This window comes from Pseudomonas sp. St316 (genome assembly GCF_018325905.1).
In the GTDB taxonomy this organism is placed as follows: domain Bacteria; phylum Pseudomonadota; class Gammaproteobacteria; order Pseudomonadales; family Pseudomonadaceae; genus Aquipseudomonas.
In genome coordinates, this window is sequence record NZ_AP021901.1 from 3863113 (window position 1) to 3882749 (window position 19637).

Sequence of the window (19637 nt, forward strand, 5' to 3'; positions counted from 1 at the left end):
CGAGCAAGCTCGCTCCCACAGGGTTTGGTGTTGAATCCGGATGCCGTGGGCTCCCGCAATCTCTTGTGGGAGCGAGCTTGCTCGCGATAGCGGTGGGTCAGCTTGTGGTGGTGTTGGATGTGCCGACGTCATCGCGAGCGAGCTTGCTCCCACAGGGTTTGGTGTTGAGTCCGGAGCGGGTCCGGACCTGGACGATCAGCCTGCGGGGCGCTCGTTGATTGTGCTTGCGGCCTGGAACAGGATTTTCGCGACGAAATCGATTTCCTGCTCGGTGATGATCAGCGGCGGCAGGAAGCGTACGGTTGCGCCGTGGCGTCCGCCCAGTTCAACGATCAAGCCGTGCCTCAGGCAAGCCTGTTGGAAAGCCTTGGCTCGGGCCGTGTCCACCGGAGGATGGCCCTGTACATCAGGGCTGCCCTGCGGGTCGACGATTTCCATGCCGAGCATCAGGCCGCGACCGCGCACGTCGCCGATCCAGGCGAACTCGCTTTGCAGCGCCCGCAGTTGTTTTTGCAGGTGGGCGCCCACCGTTTCGGCGTGTTGGACCAAGCCTTGATCGCGAATGAAGCGCAAGGTCGCGGTGCCTGCCGCCATCGCCAGTTGATTGCCGCGGAATGTGCCGGCGTGGGCACCCGGTTGCCAGACGTCCAGCGACTCGTGGTAGACCATGACCGACAGCGGCAAGCCACCGCCAATGGCTTTGGACAGGGTGATGACATCCGGCGTGATACCCGATTGCTCGAAGCCGAACATCCGCCCGCTGCGGGCGATGCCGCACTGGATCTCATCGACGATCAGTGGGATGCCATGGGCCTGGGTCAATCGGCGCAGCTCCTGCAGCCAGCGGTCCGGCGCGGCAATCACCCCGCCCTCGCCCTGGATCGGCTCCAGGATCATCGCCGCCGGTGCGGTTACGCCGCTTTCCGGGTCGTTGAGCAGGTGCTCCAGGTAACGCACGTTCAACGTGACCGCCTGATCGCCGGCCACCCCGAACGGGCAGCGGTAATCGTGGGGGAACGGCAGGCGCTGTACACCTGGCATCAACGCGCCGAGGGCGTTTTTGGGCGACAGGTTGCCGCTGATGGCCAGCGTGCCCAGGGTCATCCCGTGATAGGCCCCTTCGAACGCCAGGACCGAGTGTCGCCCCGTGGCGGTACGGGTCAGTTTGAGCGCGGCCTCGACCGCATCGGCCCCGCTCGGGCCGCAGAACTGGATGCGTGCGTGGCGAGCGAACTCGCTGGGCAGGCAAGCGAAAATTTCCTGGACGAATGCGTCTTTCACCGGGGTCGTGAGGTCCAGGGTGTGCATCGGCACACCGGCCGCCATGACCTGGGTGATGGCTTCGATGATCACCGGATGGTTGTGCCCCAGCGCCAGGGTCCCGGCACCGGCCAGGCAATCGACGAACACTTGTCCGCGGCTGTCCTGCACATAAATACCATGGGCCCTTTCAAGCACCAGGGGAATGCGTCGCGGGTAACTGCGGGCGTTGGACTCCTGCTGTTGCTGGCGCTCCAGCAGCGGCGTCGAGTCGAGGCAGTAAGGACTCGACAGGCCGGTATGCAACAGGCGTAGCTGTTGCGCGCCACCTGCTGTGACATTCGAAAAAGCACTCATGATTTCCTCCATGGAGGCTGGGTTTGGAAGGGAACGAACAGCCTGGAAACACACATCCGGGGCACAGCAGAGCAGGCGCGGAGAGATTGCCTCCCCGCGCCCATGGGTTTACATGTCGTAACGCAGGATCATGCCAAACGTGCGCGGCGCGCCGACGTCGATGATTTCGTCGTTGCGATTGTTAGTGACATACTCTTTGTCAAACGCATTCTTGACGTAGGCGGACACGGCGACGTTCTTGGTGACTTTGTACTCGGTGTTGAAGTTCACCAGCACATAGGCGTCGCTCTTACGTTCACCAGTGACTTTGCCGTTTGAGTCGAATTCGTACTCTGAAGGCGCGGTGCTCTGATAGACAATGTCCGTGCCAAATATCAGGCGATCGTCGAAGCGATAGACACCACCCACCGAGGCCTTGTATTTAGGTGAGTAGAGGAACGATTCGCCGCTCCTGTCCTGGCCATTGTCAGCGACGAAGTCCTTGTATTTGCTATCGGTAATGGCGCCACCGACATTCAGGGTCAGTTGTTCGGTGATGTCTTTTTCGACGAAGACTTCCAGGCCCTTGATGTCACTGCGACCGGCGTTGTAGATATCAATGACGTTGCTACCGGACTGCCGCACGCTGACCTGCTGGTCTTTCCAGTCGGTGTAGTACAGGTTGGCGCGGGTACGCAGGGTCTTGTCGAAGAACGAACCGCGATAGGACAGCTCGTAGTTGGTGGTGTATTCCGGGTCGTAGGCCTGGTGACCACTGCCGGAGCGCAGGTTGACACCGCCACCGCGATAGCCCTTCTGCACCATGAACCCGAGGTACTGGTCCGTGGCCAGTTCGTAGTCGATGCCGAGTTTCGGCAGCACGGCATCAAACGACTTCTTGACCTTCTCGGGGACGAAACGGCCATCCGCCTCGATATCGGTATCGTTCGTCTCATGGTCGTAACGCAGGCCGGTGATCAACGTCCAGCGCGGCGCGAACGTCCAGTTGACTTCACCGAACACCGCCTTGTTTTCAATCTTGGTATCACCTTTGACGGTACGCACCAGCACGTCATCGAACAACAACCGATCGTGGAACTTGTTGGTGTTGTGGCCATAGTAGGCGCCAACGAAACTCTTCACCGTGTCCGAGGCGTAATTCAAACGCAGTTCCTGGCTGAACAGGTTCCCGTCTTGCTTACGTAAAACGACCTCGTTGTCCACCGCTGTCTGGTCAAAGTCCAGCCGGTTGGTGTAGTCCGTACTGGTATTGGCGGTCATGCTGGTCAGCGACCAGGCATCGTTCAGGCGATAATCCACCTTGGCGCTGAGGGTATCCTGCTTGAGGTTGTCGAACGCCTCGGTGTTGGACGCAATGTCGTAATAGCTCGGCTTGCCGTCGGCGCCGCGCATCGTGGAACGATCCCCCTGGCGATGTTCGCTGTGGGCGTAGGTGAGCAACACGTCGGTGTCGTCATTGGGCAGGATCAGCAATTTGCCACGGGCATTGCTGGTGCGATGCGGGTTGGCGTCTTTATCGAGCGTGGTGTTGCGGATGTAGCCGTCACCGTCGGAATAATCCACGGCGATACGTCCGGCGATCTTGTCATCCACGATGGCTCCGCCACCCGCCACGGCCGCTCCGTGCTCACCATTGTTCCCCACATTGGTTTGCGCCGAGAAGGAAGGCTCGAAGGTTGGATTTTTAGTCTGGATAACCACCGCACCGGCCAGGGAGTTACGACCCTGGGTGGTGGACTGTGGACCGAGGAATATTTCGACCTGTTCGGCATCCCAGAGCGGGACCGGGCTGAGGGTCAGCGCGCGGTTCGGCTGCACGGCACCGTCGACATACACCGATACCGCACCGTTGAGGGCCGCCGGGCCCTGGTCGTCGAAACCGGACACCGGCACGCCACGGATACCCCAGTTCTCATTGCCGGCCTGGCTATAGACACCGGGCGTGCGGGCAAACACATCCACCAGGTCCTTGTCGCCGTGCTCACGCAGATTCTTGTCGGTGACGACCACGACGCTGGACTGGGTCTTCTCGAGGGTGCGGTCGATTTTTTCACCCGTCACGGTGATTGGAGCGATCTCCATCTTGCCGGTTTCTTCAGCCGCCCATGCGCCGTTGCTCAGGCCGATGGCCGACCCTACAGCCAACGCAATTGTGTTCTTTTTGAAATTCACGCCCCGCTCCCCTGCGACAGATATTTTTAGGTTTTTGAGCTGGCCGAAGGCTGATTGGCGCCAGCGGAGCGGAGTCTAATCCAAAAAAAAAATTAAATAAATAGTATTGATAATCCATCTCATTTGTACCTAGTATGTCGTCTTGTATTGCCTTACATACATTACAGACGAGTCCTACATCGCTGACCGCTGCCCTGCTTTCAAGGTCTTGTGACTGGTCGAAGAAGACAAAAGAGGATGCACAAGGATGACCTCAATCGAACACCTGAACGGGCGTTCCGAGCTTTTTTCAATGGCGCCCACGGATGCAAGCGCCCAGTCGCTACCCGTGCTGGTGCAGGGGACATCGGGGCAGTCGATCCACGATCTGGACACTTCGATTCGCGATAGCCTGGCCCATGCCCTGAGCACCGTTGGCGGGGTGTTGTTTCGCGGTTTCACCGTCGCCACGCCCATCGATTTCAAGCGCTTCGCCGCCAGCTTCGGCGCGCCGCTGGCCAGTTACGAATTCGGCTCCACGCCGCGCAGCAAAGTTTTCGCCGGGGTCTATAGCTCCACCGAGTACCCGGCCCATCAGTTCATTCCTTTGCACAACGAGCAGGCCTATACCCGCCCGTGGCCTTCGCGGATCTGGTTCCACTGCATCAAGGCCAGTGAAACCGGCGGCGAGACCCCGATTGCCGACAGCCGCCTGATCTACCAGCGCATGCCTGCCGAGATCCGCGAGCTGTTCGCCAGCCGCGAGTTGCTCTACGTGCGCAACTACAGCGGCGCCCTGGACCTGCCCTGGGAAAAAGTCTTCAACACCCAGGACCGCGCCCAGGTCGAACGCTACTGCCAGGACAACGACATCGAGTGGGAATGGAAAGCCGATGGCGACCTGCGCACCCGCCAGCGTTGCGCCGCCGTGCAGCAGCATCCCGAGACCGGTGAGTGGGTCTGGTTCAACCAGGCGCACCTGTTCCATGTCTCGGCCATCGAACCGAGCGTGCGCGCCAGCCTGCTGGCGGCAGTGGGTGAAGAGAACCTGCCGCGCCATGTCTATTTCGGCGACGGCTCGGCCATTGCCGACGACATGCTCGACACCGTGCGCGAGGTCTACCGCGAGACGGCCATCAGTTTCCCCTGGCAGCCCGGCGATGTCCTGATGCTCGACAACCGACTGGTGGCACACGGTCGCAATCCTTTCACCGGTGACCGCAAAGTCATCGTCGCCATGGCGTGAATTGCACATGTTTTCATTTGAACACTGGATCGACGTGCTGCAAGCCAACGCCCAGCACTTCCCTCAGCGTGCCGCCCTGCATTTTCTGCCGGACGGCGTAGAGATCGGCGAAACCCTGACCTTTGCCCAACTGCACGAGCAATCCCGCTCCCTGGCGGCCGCGCTGCAAGCGCGTTATGCGCCGGGTGATCGGGTGTTGCTGATGCTGCCCAGCAGCCTCGACTACGCCCGCGCCTTCTGTGCCTGCCTGTATGCGGGCCTGATTGCCGTGCCATTGTTTCCACCACCGTCGCGCAAACCGCGACACCTGGACCGCGTCCGCAACGTGGTGGTGGATGCCGAGCCTTCGCTGATTCTCGCCCCGGCGGACTATTGCGAAGGCTTGTTGGAGCTGGTGGAGGGTCGCGTCGAGGTGCTGACCGTCCAGGACCTGGGCACGCCACCGGCCAGCCAGTGGCAACGCCCGGCCATCGATGGTTCGACCGTGGCCTTCCTGCAATACACCTCGGGCTCTACCGGTTCGCCCAAAGGCGTCGAGGTGCGTCAACGCAACCTGATCGCCAACGTCGAGCTGATGCGCCAGGCGTACGATTTCAACGAGCACGGCGCCATGGTCAACTGGTTGCCGCTGTATCACGACATGGGCTTGATCGGCGGCCTGCTGGCCCCGCTCTACAGCGGCATGCCGTGCTACCTGATGGCCTCCCAGACCTTCGTCAACGCGCCATCGACCTGGTTGCAGGCGTTGAGTCGCTACCGCGCCACCGTCAGTTTCGCCCCCAACTTCGCCTATGCCCTGTGCAACCGCGTGGTCAGCGATAACCTGATCGCGCAGCTCGACCTGAGCGCCTGGAAACACGCCATCAACGGCGCCGAACCGATCCACCCTGGCACCCTGGAGGTCTTCGCCCAGCGCTTTGCCGCGTGCGGCCTGAAACCGTTGGCCATCAGCCCCGGTTACGGCCAGGCCGAAGCGACCCTGTGCGTCAGCGCCACGCCGGCCGACGCCCTGCCCGTGGTGCTGCGCCTGGACAAGGCCGTGCTGGAAACCGGCCGCGTAGCCCTGGCGGCGGCCGATGCCGCCGCCGTGGAATTCGTCGCCTGTGGGTACCCGCAAGCCTTGCACAGCATCGCCATCGTCGACCCGCAGACCTTTGAGCGCTGTGCTGACGATCGCATTGGCGAAGTCTGGCTCAAGGGCCCGAGCAACGCCGAATCCTATTGGAAGAACCCCGCTGCCACTCGCGAAGCCTTTGAGGCACGGATTGTCGGTTCATCGGAGCATTACCTGCGCTCCGGCGACCTGGGCTTCATGCACGAAGGCCAGGTGGTTATCTGTGGGCGGCTCAAGGACCTGTTGATTCTCAATGGGCGCAACCTCTACCCCCACGACATCGAATTCGCCATCACCGATGCCGAGCCGGGCATCCGCACCGGGCGCATCGCCGCATTCTCGGAAATGGACCCGGCCCTGGGCCGCGAGAAACTGGTGATCGTCGCCGAGCCACAGCGCAAGTTCGTCGACCCGGCACATCACCCGGCGCTGTTCGCGTCGATGCAAAACGCCGTGCGCGAAGCCGCCGATTGTGGCATCGATCAGATTGTGCTGGTGCAAGCCGGCACCATCCCGATGACCACCAGCGGCAAGATCGCCCGACAAGGTGCGCGCAAACAACTGGCCGCGGGCACGTTGAGCATCATCGCCCAGAGCGGTGGCACGCTAGCCTCGAACGACGAGGTGCTTGACCTTGCTCAACTCAAGCACCTGGCGACCGAAACGCCGCAACAGGCCCAAGCCGCCTGCCGCCGATGGCTGGAACAAACGCTGCACGCGGTCAACCCGTACTTTTGCGCCCAGTTCGACCTCAGCCTCGTGGCCCAGGGCCTGGACTCCATCGGCCTGGCCGACTTCGCCGCTCGCTTGCACCGCGACCTGGGCTGGAACCTCGACACCCAAGCGCTGTTCGGCGAACAAACCCTTGGGCAATGGGCGCTGGCCTTGCAAGGCTTCCTGGAGCAAGCGCCGCCAACCGCCAAGACCTCGATCGAGCGCCTCGACACCCACCAGGGTCGTCAGTCATTCGCCCAGAGTCGCCTGTGGTTCCTGCGTCAGTTGAACCCGGACGACACCCAGCACAACCTGGTGCTGCACCTGCATCTGCAAGGGTCATTGGACGTCGAGGCGCTGGCACTGCGCCTGAACACGCTGGTCGAGCGCCACGGTGTCTTGCGCACCGTCTACCACGACGGAGTCGCAGGCCCACAACAACGGGTGCTGCCGGCTTCGGCGGTTCCGCTGGCGCATCACGACTTGCGTGATCAGAGTGAGGCGCAGCAACAGCAGGCACTGCGCGACCACCTGGCCAACGAACACGCCACACCGCTGGACCTGGACACCGGCCCCGTGCTGCGGGCGCAATTGCTCAGCCACGATGAACAGCGACATGACCTGCTGTTGACCCTGCACCACATCGCTTTCGATGGGCGCTCGGCGCAAGTGCTGCTGGCGGAGCTGGCCGGCTCGGCAGACGCCTCGTCGCCGGTGCAGTACCTCGACTTCGCCCAATGGGAAGCCCGACACTGGAGCGAACAAAGGGTCGCCACCGAGCAGGACTTCTGGCGCGAACACCTGGCCGGCATACCGCAGTCGCTGGACCTGGGTGACCGCGGCAAAGCCCAAGGCCAGCACCACCTGGACTTCAGCGTGCCCCAGGCCAGCTGCGAACGGCTGGCGACACTGGCCCGCGAGCAAGGCATGACCTTGTTCATGCTGTTGCTGGCCAGCTACCAACTGGTGCTCAAGCAACTGGGCGGCCAGCAGCAGTTTTTGCTGGGCACCGACGTCAGCGGCCGGCCACTGGCCGAGCACAACGACGTCATCGGTTTCTTCGTCAACCAGTTGACCCTGCGCTGCGACTTGCTTGGCGAACCGACCCTGGCCGGTTTCCTCAAACGGGTTCGTGATGAGGCGCGCCTGGCTTATGCCCATCAAGGCTTGCCTTTCGATCTGGTGGTCTCGGCGCTCGCGCCGCAACGCCGCTCCGGTCACTCGCCGCTGTTCCAGGTCAAGCTCAACTATCAACCCTCACGGGTGACTCCGACCGCCATTGCCGGCGCGCACTTGTCTGCGCTGGAGGTGGCACAGGCACCGGGGGATTTCCACTTGGTACTCGACCTGGTGCACGACAACGAAGGCCTCGCCGCAACCCTCAAGTATCGCGGCGAATACTTCGACCAGGACCGTGCCTTGCGCCTGCAACACCTGTGGACGGGCCTGCTGGAACAACTACACACCCTGTTGGACGAGCCGCTGCCGGCATTGGCCGAGCGCATCGACAACTGGGACCAGGCCTTTGCCCGTGAGCGACAACAGTCACAGGCGCAGGCCGGTCGCAGCCAGATGATGCAAGCCAAACGTCGCTCCTTGTCCCTTTAACCGAGTCGGATGCCGTTATGTCTATCGTGCCCCCATCGCCACGCGCCCTCGGCGCCGTGCGTCGCAAAGCCATGAACGTCTCGGAACAACAATTGGTCACCGAGCGCCTGCTCAGCCCGGACCACGCCCTGCCGCTGGTGATCGAGCCGGCGGTCAGTGGTGTCGATCTCGTCGCCTGGGCCGCCCGGGAACGCGAGTCGCTGGAAAAGAAACTGCTGCAGTACGGCGCCCTGCTGTTTCGCGGCTTCAACGTCGCCTCCGTCGAGCAGTTCGACCAGGTGATCGCCGCGCTCTCCCCCGGCGCACTGGAATACATGTTCCGCGCCTCGCCCCGGACACGGGTCGGCGGCAACATCTACACCTCGACCGACTACCCGGCCGACCAGATGATTTTCCCCCACAACGAACACTCCTATTCACCACGCTTCCCGCTGCGGCTGTTCTTCTACTGCCAACTGCCGTCCGAGACCGGTGGTGAAACACCGATTGGCTCGACCCGCGCCGTGAAGGCCGGGATCAGCGCGCAGATCGAAGCGCGTTTCCGGGAAAAAGGCGTGCTGTACGTTCGCAACTACGGCGACGGTTTCGGCCTGCCGTGGCAAACCGTATTCCAGTCCGAAGACCGCGGCGAAGTGGAGGCCTACTGCGCCAGCGTCGGCATCGAAGTGGAATGGAAAGACAACAATCGCCTGCGCACCCGCCAACGCGGGCCAGCCGTGGTGCGCCACCCGCGCACTGGCGAAGAGGTCTGGTTCAACCACGCCACCTTCTTCCACATCAGCACCCTGCCTGAGCGAATCCGCGATTCGCTGCAAAGCAACTTCAACGACCTCGACTTGCCCACCAACACCTTTTATGGCGATGGCGAACCGATCGAGCCGCACGTATTGCAATCGCTGCGTGCGGCCTACCTCGATTCCCTGGTGCGGTTCAGTTGGCAGCAGGGGGACGTGTTGTTCATTGACAACATGCTCGCCGTGCACGGTCGCGAACCCTTTACCGGCAAGCGCGCCATCATGACCGGCATGGCTGAAGCCCTGCTGTCGAGCGACGTTGCCGTCTGACATTCAACGGGGCCACCCGCCGTTCGCAGGAGGCTTGCCCGACAGGTGTCCAGCAAGCCCCGGCGTCTGTGCGGTGATCCAGGCCCAAGCCCTTTTCCAGTCGAGATGAACATGAGCGGACTTCAAGGTTTTCGTATTTCGCCGCAACAGGCATCGGTTTACCCCCACATCAACGGTGCGGCACAGCACCCGTTCAGCTGTCATTTGCAATGGTCGCTGTCGCAACCGCTAGACATCGCGGCCTTGAACAACCGCTTGCAAGCCCTGGTGGCCGGCAGTGAGATCCTGCGCACGCGGCTGATGCCCGTGCTCGGCCTGCGCGACCCGGTGCAGGTGATTGATGAAGCCGGTGCACTGGCGGTGAACGTCCAGGACCTGCGCCAGCACAACCGCGCCGACCAGGACGCCGCGCTGACTCGGCTCGCCGATCAACCCCGTGACTGGACAACTCCACTGCACGTGACCCTGCTGCGCCTGTCCGATGACCAAGCGGTCCTGGACCTGGCGGCGGCCAGCAGCCACTTCGACCTCGCCAGCCTGAAATGGCTGGCCGGCGCAATGCTGCACGACACCCCCACGGACCTGTCCGACACCCTGCAGTACGCCGATTACGCCGAATGGCGCTGGAGCCTGGTTGAAGAGGCACCGGACCATCCGGGCGTGAGCTTCTGGAAACCCTCGGGCGAAACCGAACAGGCCACTTTGCAGCTGCCGCTCGAAGTGGCCCTCGAGGGCGGATTTGCGCCGACCCGATTGGACCTGGCGTTGCCGGCCGACCTCGCTCGTCATCCGGCCCTGACCCCGGACCTGTTGCTGGCGGCATGGACAGTGGTGCTGGGACGATTGGCCGGCCAGCAACAGGTGCCGCTCACCCTGATCCATGAAAGTCGCGGCGCGGAACTGGAGAACACCCTGGGCCTGTTCGAGCAGTGCCTGCCCGTGAGCATCGAACTGGATGCCCAGGCGACCCTCCTGGAGCAATGCACACAAGTGGCCGCCACCCTGGAACGGGCCGTCGGCTGGCAGGACTATTACACCGGCCACCTCAACGCCGGCTATGCCTTTGCCTGGCGCACGGGCGACGCCCAAGAGCGCCATGCCAGCGCGGTGATGAACCCGCTGAAGGCTTGCCTGAACGTACGCCAGTTGCCCGACAGCCTGCACGCACAGCTGGTCTACGACCGCCATGCCCTCAGCGCCGACGCCGCGGGCTGCCTCGCCGAGCAATGGCGGCAACTGCTGCAAGGCGCCCTGGCTGAACCGCAACGGGCCTGGGCCCAACTGCCCCTGGGTGGAGTGCTGCAAACACAGTTGATCGGCCGCGACGCGAGTATGCCGTCCATCGAACCGGTAACGCTGGTGGAATTGATTGCCCGTCAGGTTCGCCAGCAGCCGAACGCCATCGCCCTCAGCGACCAGGACGGCGACCTGAGCTACAGCCGCCTCGACGCCTGCGCCACGCAACTGGCCCATCGACTGGTCGCCGCCGGCATCGGTGCAGGAGTGCCCGTCGGCATCCTGTTCGCCCGCAGCAACGCGGCCATTGTCGCCATGCTCGCCGTCTTGAAAGCCGGTGGCGCCTACGTGCCAATCGACCCGACCTACCCGGCCGATCGTCGCGCCTACATGCTCGCCGACAGCGCCATTGCCCACATCGTGGTCAGCGCCGAACTGGCCGACAGTGTACCGGCCAATCTGCAACGCTTCGTGCTGAATGAGCTGACAACCCAGGACCTCGGCGATGTGCCGGCGCTGCCGTTGCCGGACGCGAACGACCTCGCCTACTTGATCTACACCTCGGGCTCTACCGGTGCGCCGAAAGCCGTGGAAATCAGCCATGGCGCACTGAGCTTCTCGACCCAGGTGCGCATGACCACCTATGACACCCCAGTGCGCGCCTACTTGCTGCTGTCGTCGTTCGCCTTCGACAGCTCGGTCGCCGGGATTTTCTGGACCCTGGCCCAAGGCGGACGCCTGGTCTTGCCCGCCCCAGGGGAAGAGCTGGAAATGTCCCGCCTGGCGCAACTGATTGCCCAGCATCAGGTCAGCCACGGCCTGTCGCTGCCGTCGCTGTACCAGGCCCTGCTCGATCAACTGCAACGCAGCGCAGGCACCGACAGCCTCGCCTGCTGGATCGTCGCCGGTGAAGCCTGCCCGCCGTCACTGATCGCGCAACATAGCAAGACCCTGCCCCACGCCCGGCTGGTGAATGAATACGGTCCCACGGAAGCCACCGTCTGGGCCACCTATGAGGTGCTGGAGCCCAGCCGGAACGTCAGCATCGGTCGTCCGATCGCCGGCATGGACCTGCGCCTGCTGAACGAATTCGACACCGCCTGTGGCATCGGTGAGCCGGGGGAAATCGTCCTCGCCGGCCCAACCCTGGCTCGCGGCTACCGCCACAAGCCCGAAGAAACCACCAAGGCCTTCGTCACCCTGGCCGACGGCACCCGTGCCTACCGCACCGGCGACCTGGCGTGCTGGCTGGCCGACGGGCGCCTGGCGTTCCTCGGGCGCAAAGACCATCAGGTCAAGGTTCGCGGCTACCGCATCGAGCTGGGGGAAATCGAACGCCAGCTGTGCAGCCACAGCGACGTGCGCGAAGCCGCGGTGATCGTCCAGGAACACGCCGCCGGCAAGCGCCTGCTCGCCTACATCCTGGCCGCCCACGGCTACGCACCGGACTCGGAAGCGATCAAGCGCTTCCTCGGCGAACGCCTGCCGTCGTACATGGTGCCGGCCCTGGTGCTGACCCTGGCGAGCTTTCCGCGCACGCCCAACGGCAAGCTCGACACCCGTCAATTGCCCGACCCCGACTCGTTCGACGAAAGCGCCCACGTGGCGCCGCGCAACGCCATGGAAACCGCTCTGCAAGCCATCGTCGCCAAGGTCTTGAAGCTCTCGACAGTGAGCGTCACCGACAACTTTTTCGCCATCGGCGGCGACTCGATCCTGAGCCTGCAAGTGGTGGCCCAGGCCCATGAGCAAGGCATCGCGCTCTCGGCCAAGCAAGTCTTCGAACGCCAGACCATCGCGGCGATGGCCGAGGTCGCGCAACCGCTGGCGCCGAGCGCCGCCGAGCCGCAGGCCGACAGCACCGAGTTCAGCGCCTCGGGCCTGTCCGATGACGAAATGCAAGCGCTGATGGCCGAACTGGACGAGGCCGACCAGTGAAAGGCTCCTCCCGTCGCCCCGCCATCACCGTTGCCCCTTTTTACGCAGGACGCTTTCAATGACCACCGAAAAAACCACCGGCAACCCGATCGAAGACATTTACCCGCTGTCGCCACTGCAACAAGGGATGCTGTTCCACTCCTTGCTGCACGAAGACTCCGGTGTGTACCTGATGCAGGATCGCTACCGCATCGGCGGGGCCATCGATGAAGGGGCGTTCCTTGAATCGTGGCGCCAGGTGGTGGCGCTGCACCCTTCCCTGCGCGCCAGTTTCCAGTGGAAAAGCCAGAAGCAACCGGTGCAGGTGATCCATCGCCAGGTCAAGGTACCGCTGGACACCCTCGACCTGCGCGGGCTCGCCCCCCATGAGCAGGAAGCGCGGATCCGCACGCTGCTGGAAGACGAGCAGAAAGTCGGCTTCAACCTGTCCAAACCACCGCTGATTCGCTTCCGGTTGGTGCGCCTGGGCGATGAGTCCTACGAGTTCATTCGCAGCTTCCACCACATCCTCATGGACGCCTGGTGCATTTCCCTGGTAACCGTGGACTTCCTCAAAGTCTACGAAGCGCTGTGCAACGACCGTACGCCGGAACTGAAAAGCCCTCGGCCGTTTCGCGATTACATCCAGTGGCTGCAACGCCAGGATGCGGGCAAGGCCGAGCAATTCTGGCGCGGCCAGCTGCAAGGCCTCAACGCCCCCACGCCACTGACCGTGGACAACGGCGTGGCCCGCGACCGCTACACCGATGCGGTGCTGGTGGACGACCAACTGATTCACCTCGACGAGCAGGAAACCCAGGCGCTGGCGGCATTCTGCCGCCGTCACCGGATCACCCCGAACACGTTTTTCCAGGGCGTCTGGTCGTTGCTGCTGTCGCGCTACAGCGGGCAACAGGAGGTGGTCTTCGGCGTCACCGTGGCCGGGCGTCCGGCCGACCTGAGCGGCGTCACGGAGATGATCGGCCTGTTCATCAACACCTTGCCGCTGCGGGTTTCGGTGGACCCGAACGCCTCGCTCGGCAACTGGCTGGGCGACCTGCAAAAGCTCAACGTCGACATGCGCGACTTCGAGCACACGCCCTTGACCGACATCCAGGGCTGGAGCGATTTCCCGCGGGGCGAGACCCTGTTCGACAGCATCCTGGTGTTCGAAAACGCGCCCATTGACGAACAGATCCTTGAAGGCGGCTTCCAGTTCAGCCTCGAAGGCATGGACCACAGCGTGCACACCCACTACGGCTTGACCGTGGTGATCCTGCCAGGCGAACAGCTGGGCATCCGCGTGTCCTATGACCGCGAACGTTTCGAGGCCGCCACCGTGCAACGCCTGCTGGGCCATATCGCCAGCCTGGTGCGCAGCATGCTCGGTGCCCCTGATGCGCCGTTGGCCAGCTTCGAACTGCTGGCCGCCGAGGAACGCCAACAGTTGCTGGGCGAGTGGGCACTCAACCCCCACGATTTTCCGCTGGATCAAAGCTACGCCGAGCTGTTTGCCGCCCAGGTCGCCCAGCGCGGTGATCAGGTCGCCGCGATCTGCGCCGGTGAATCGTTGACCTACGCCGAGCTGGACCTGCGCTCCACGCGCCTGGCCCACGCCCTGCGCGAGGCCGGCGCCGCTGAAGACCAACTGGTCGCCCTGGTAGCCCCCCGTGGCCTGGCGCTGTTGACCATGATGCTGGCCGTGTTCAAGGCTGGCGCGGCGATGCTGCCCCTTGAAGTCAATCACCCGCCCGAGCGCCTGCGGGAAATCCTCGGGCTGTCCGGCGCCCCGCTGCTGGTCGCCAGCGAAGCCTGCAGCGGCTTGCTCGATCAACTGCTCAGCGGCCTCGACCAGGCCCCCGAGGCGCTGTTCGCCGAAACCTGCTGGACGTCCGGCTACGACGCGCCACTGCCAGTGCTCGCAAACCCCGACAGCCTGGCCTACGTGCTGTTCACCTCGGGTTCGACGGGCACGCCCAAGGGCGTGATGATCGAACAGCGCGGCATGCTCAACAACATCTTCGGCAAAGTACCGGCCCTGGGGCTCAACGCCACCGACCGGATTCCCCAGACCGCCTCGGTGGCGTTCGACATTTCGGTGTGGCAGTTCCTCGCCGCGCCGGTGCTCGGCGCCACCGTGCACATTCTTGCGGATGACGTCGCCCACGACCCGCAACGCCTGCTGCAGGTGCTCGCCAGCGAACGCCTGAATGTACTGGAAATCGTCCCGAGCCTGATGCGCACCTTGCTCGCGCTGTGCCCGTGCGACTTGCAACTGCCGGACCTGCGCTGGGTCCTGCCTACCGGTGAAGCCCTGCCGCCGACCGTGGCCAGGGACTGGTTCGCCCGGTTCCCCGACATCGCCTTGATGAACGCCTATGGGCCGGCCGAATGCGCCGACGACGTGGCCTTCCAGCCGATCTTCGCAGCACCGGGGGCCGAGGTCAGCCACATGCCCATCGGCCAACCGACCGCCAACAACCGCCTGTATGTGCTGGACGAATCCCTGCGCCCGGTGCCGGTGGGCGTGGCCGGGGAAATCTGTGTCGGTGGCGTCGGCGTTGGCCGCGGTTACCTGCACGACCCGCAGCGCACCGCAGACGCGTTTATCGACCACCCTCAATTTGAAGGCCGCCTCTACCGCACCGGTGACCTGGGACGCTGGCGTGCAGACGGGGTGATCGAATACCTCGGCCGTCGCGACCAGCAGGTAAAACTGCGCGGGCACCGGATCGAACTGACGGAAATCGAACACCGTCTCGCCCAGCACCCGAACGTCCGCGAATCCGCCGTCCTGCTGCGGGAAAACACCGTCGGCGAAGCCTGGCTGGTGGCGTACTGGTCAGCCTATGACGAAACCCTGGGCAGCGACGGCCTGAGCGAACACCTGCGCACGCAACTGCCGCCGTACATGGTGCCGGCGGCCTTCGTCTGCCTGGACAAACTGCCCCTGAACAATAACGGCAAGGTCGATCGCAAGGCCCTGGCCGCCCGGGAGCTGGACTGGCAGGCCGACACCCAGCAAAGCATCGCCCCGCGCAACGCGCTGGAAACCAGCGTGGCGTCGATCTGGGCCGAGGTCCTGGGGCGCGACACCGTGGGCGTGGAAGACAACTTTTTCACCCTCGGCGGACACTCGCTGCTGGCGACCCAGATCGTTGCCCGCCTGCGCACCCAGTTCAAGCTTGACCTGCCGTTGCGGGTGCTGTTCGAACAGCCAACCGTGGCCTTGCTGGCCGTGGCCATCGCCGCCCGCCAGGCCGATGCCGCCGCACCGCAAGCCAGCACGATCAGCGTGCCCAAGGCCCAGCCACGCCCGCCACTGCTGCCGCTGTCGTTCTCGCAACAGCGCCTGTGGTTCATCGAGCAACTGACACCGGGCACGACCCTGTTCAACATCCCGTTCGCCTTGCACCTCAAGGGTGAACTCAACGTCGAGGCGCTGCACGCCAGCCTGAACGACCTGCTGGTGCGCCACGAAATCCTGCGCACCGGCATCCACAGCACCGACGGCGTGCCGTGCCAGCGCATCAGCCCATTGCTGGACATCGCGCTGCCCTTCGAAGACTTGTCGGGGCTGACCGCCACCGCTCGCGCCGGCGCACAGTTCAATGCCCTGCAAGACACCTTCGAGCAGCCCTTCGACCTGACCTGCCCACCGCTGCTGCGTGCGCGTTTGCTGCGTCTGGAGCCGGGCGAGCACGTGCTCGGCATCGCCCTGCATCACCTGGTCTCGGACGCCTGGTCGGCCACCATCGCCCTGCGCGAACTGGCCCTGGGTTATGAAGCCCGTTGCAACGGCACCGCCGCCGAGCTGCCGGCCCTGGCGCTGCAATACGCCGACTTCGCCCTCTGGCAGCGCGAACACCTGCAAGGCGCCGAACTCAAGCGCCAACTCGACTACTGGACCAGCACCCTGGATCGCCGCGACAGCGACGCCAGCCCGCTGCTGGCCTTGCCCACTGATCATCCACGGCCGTCGGTGCAAAGCTACCGCGCCGGGATCGTGCAGCGTGAACTCAGCGCCGACCTCAGCGCCCGGGTACAGGCCTTTGCCAGTCGCCTCGGCACCACGCCGTTCACCGTCCTGTTCGCCGGTTTTGCCGTGCTGATGCACCGCTTGAGCGGCGATGCCACGGTGCTGGTCGGCACGCCGGTCACCCACCGTGAACAGCCGGGCACCGAAGGCCTGCTGGGCATTCTGTTGAACAACCTGGCGATCCGCGCGGACTTCGAGCCCCAAGCCGACTTCACCGCCCTGGTCAAACAAGTGGCCGAGCGTCTGCGCAGTGGCCTGCTGCACCAGGACCTGCCGTTCGAACAATTGGTGGACAGCCTGCAACTGCCACGCAGCCTCAGCCATGCGCCGCTGTACCAGGTGATGGTCGCCCAGCAACTGGCCATGGAGTCGCGGTTGCGCTTCCCCGGGCTGGACTTCGAGGCGCTGGATACGCCGCTGCGGCACTCCGAATGCGACCTGGACCTGCACGTGCTGTGTCCGGCCAATGCGCCGATCCAGCTGGAGCTGATGTTCGCCCTCGACCTGTTCGTCGTCGACAGCGCCCGCCAGACCCTGGCGCGCCTGGAACACCTGCTCGAACAAATGCTCGCCGAGCCCCAGCGCCCGGTCGCCGCCTTGCCGCTGCTGATGGACGCGGAGTGGCAACGCACCGTGGTCGAGTGGAACCGTACCGAGATGGAGGTGCCGACGCACCTGACTTTCGTCCAACTGTTCGAACAACAGGCCGAACGCACCCCGGAACGTGACGCCCTGTGTTTCGAAGGCCGCAGCCTGAGCTACGGCGAACTGAACCGGCGCGCCAACCAAGTGGCGCATGACCTGCGCAGCCGTGGCGTCGGTGCCAACCGTCCGGTGGCGCTGTGTATCGAGCGTTCGCTGGAACTGCTGGTCGGCCTGCTGGGCATTCTCAAGTCCGGGGGCGCCTATGTGCCGCTGGACCCGACGTACCCGGTGGATCGCCTGGCGTACATGCTCGAAGACGCGCAACCGGTGCTGTTGCTCGGCCAGCAGGGCCTGTTGGAACAACTGGGCACCGGACTGCCGCGCTTGCGCCTGGACAGCGACGCAGGCCTGTTCGCCCACCAACCGGACAGCAACCCAACGCCGCTCGCCGGGCCGCAAGACCTGGCCTACATCATGTACACCTCCGGTTCGACCGGTAAGCCCAAGGGCACCCTGGTGACCAACGGTTCGGTGGTCAATCTGGCCTGGGCGCGTATCCATGGCTTGTATCGCCGCTACACCGACCAGCCGATGCGCACCAGCTTCAACTACTCGTTCGCCTTCGACAGTTCGGTGGCCGAGCTGATCCTGTTGCTCGACGGCCACAGCCTGTACCTGACCCCGGAAGACGTGCGCTACGACCCCGAGGCCCTGGCTGGATTCTTCCGCGACACCCGCCTGGACGCCTTCGAGTGCACCCCGGCACAGCTCAAGGCCCTGCTCGAAAGCGACGGCGTTCGGCGTGGCGAGGTATACCTGCCGCGCTTTGTGCTGTTCGGTGGCGATGCGGTGGACGCGCAACTGTGGCAACGCCTGCCGTCGATTACCGGCAGCCGCTTCTTCAACACCTACGGCCCGACCGAATGCACCGTGGATGCCACCGGTTGTGCGGTGGATGACTTCCCGCTGCGGCCGATCATCGGCCGGCCCATCGCCAACGTGCGCACCTACGTGCTCGATGCCTTCCTCAACCCGATGCCGGTGGGCGTCCCGGGGGAACTGCACATTGGCGGTGCCGGCGTGACCCTGGGCTACCTCAACCGTGCCGAACAGACCGCGAAGGTGTTCATCGACGACCCGTTCTCCACCGTGGCCGGGGCACGGATGTACAAGTCCGGCGACCTGGTGCGCTGGCTGCCCGACGGCCAACTCGAATACCTGGGGCGCATGGATCATCAAGTGAAGATCCGTGGTTTCCGCGTCGAGCTGGGGGAAATAGAAACCTTGATCGGCGCCCAACCGGGCGTGCGCCAGGCCGTGGTACTGGCCCGTGAAGACGTGCCCGGCGACAAGCGCCTGGTCGCCTACGTGACGTGCGACCAGCAGGCCGACATCCATGCCTGGCGCAAAGCTATTGGGGCCGCCCTGCCCGACTACATGGTGCCCTCGGCGTTCGTGCTGCTCGATGAGCTGCCGTTGACCGACAACGGCAAACTCAACCGCAAGGCCCTGCCGGCCCCGGACATCCAAGCCGCGCCAGATGCCCTGGACCCGCCCCGCAGCGCCGCCGAACAGCAACTGGCCGCCCTGTGGGCCGAATTGCTGAACCTGCCGTCGGCGCAGATCGACCGCGACAGCCATTTCTTCTACCTCGGCGGCCACTCGCTGCTAGCGGCAACGCTGTTTGCCCGCCTGCGCCAACAGTTCGCCAGCGTGCCGCCGTTGCGGGCGGTGTTCGAGCACCCGACCCTCGACGCCTTGGCCGCGCTGCTGGGCGATCCCCTGCAAGCCCCGATGGCGACCTTTGTCCCGGCGGCGCGTCCGGCGAGCCTGCCGCTGTCGTTCGAACAGCAACGCTTGTGGTTCCTTGAACAATTGAGCACCGGCGGTGGCGAGTACAACGTGGTCAGCGCCGTGCAACTGGACGGTGAACTCGATGTCCAGGCCCTGCAAGCGGCCCTCAATAGCGTGGTCCAACGCCACGAAATCCTGCGCAGTCGTATCGTGCGCGATACCGACGGCGAGTTGCGATTGGTGGTCGAACCGCAGGTCGATCTCACCCTGCAAGTGACCGTGTTGGAGGCGAGCAGCGACGAACAGTGGCAGCAACTGGCCGACACAGCGATCCACGCGGAGACCGGACGCCGTTTCGACCTCGCTGCGCAAGTGCCCGTCCGTGCCACGCTGTTGCAACGCCGCGACGGCGTCCAGTCGCTGCTGTTGCTCAACGTGCACCACTGCGCCACCGATGACGCCTCCAGCCAGAACCTGCTGGATGAACTGCGG

Annotated in this window: 6 protein-coding genes and 1 pseudogene; 5 read left to right on the forward strand and 2 right to left on the reverse strand. The window is 64.2% G+C overall.

The genetic code is table 11. The annotated features are described in order from the left end of the window. Positions 1-195: 195 nt before the first annotated feature. Both KI237_RS17170 and KI237_RS17175 read right to left on the reverse strand, forming a co-directional pair. Positions 196-1617, reverse strand: a complete 1422-nt coding sequence (locus tag KI237_RS17170) for a diaminobutyrate--2-oxoglutarate transaminase (protein WP_212796277.1) — start codon at positions 1615-1617, stop codon at positions 196-198. Between the two features lie 108 nt (positions 1618-1725). After that, a complete protein-coding gene (locus KI237_RS17175; protein ID WP_212796278.1) occupies positions 1726-3789 on the reverse strand; it encodes a TonB-dependent receptor in 2064 nt (687 codons plus the stop codon). A gap of 247 nt (positions 3790-4036) precedes the next feature. Here KI237_RS17175 and KI237_RS17180 point away from each other — a divergent pair, with 247 nt between their 5' ends. The 5 genes and pseudogenes from KI237_RS17180 to KI237_RS30540 form a co-directional block, all read left to right on the forward strand. Continuing rightward, positions 4037-5014, forward strand: coding sequence for a TauD/TfdA family dioxygenase (locus tag KI237_RS17180; protein ID WP_212796279.1), 978 nt, complete (start codon positions 4037-4039; stop codon positions 5012-5014). A gap of 7 nt (positions 5015-5021) precedes the next feature. Next, the gene (locus tag KI237_RS17185) at positions 5022-8450 is read left to right on the forward strand and encodes a condensation domain-containing protein (protein ID WP_212796280.1); all 3429 of its coding nucleotides are present in this window, start codon (positions 5022-5024) and stop codon (positions 8448-8450) included. A 17-nt stretch (positions 8451-8467) separates the two neighbouring features. Beyond that, positions 8468-9514 carry a TauD/TfdA family dioxygenase gene (locus tag KI237_RS17190; protein ID WP_212796281.1) on the forward strand — a complete coding sequence of 349 codons (1047 nt, stop codon included), beginning with the start codon at positions 8468-8470 and terminating at the stop codon, positions 9512-9514. Positions 9515-9625: 111 nt separating this feature from the next. Next, positions 9626-12688: a non-ribosomal peptide synthetase gene (locus KI237_RS17195; RefSeq protein WP_212796282.1), complete on the forward strand. Its 3063-nt coding sequence runs from the start codon at positions 9626-9628 to the stop codon at positions 12686-12688. 127 nt (positions 12689-12815) lie between these two features. Continuing rightward, positions 12816-19625 (forward strand): annotated as a pseudogene (locus KI237_RS30540) (amino acid adenylation domain-containing protein); the annotation flags it as partial. Positions 19626-19637: the final 12 nt, after the last annotated feature.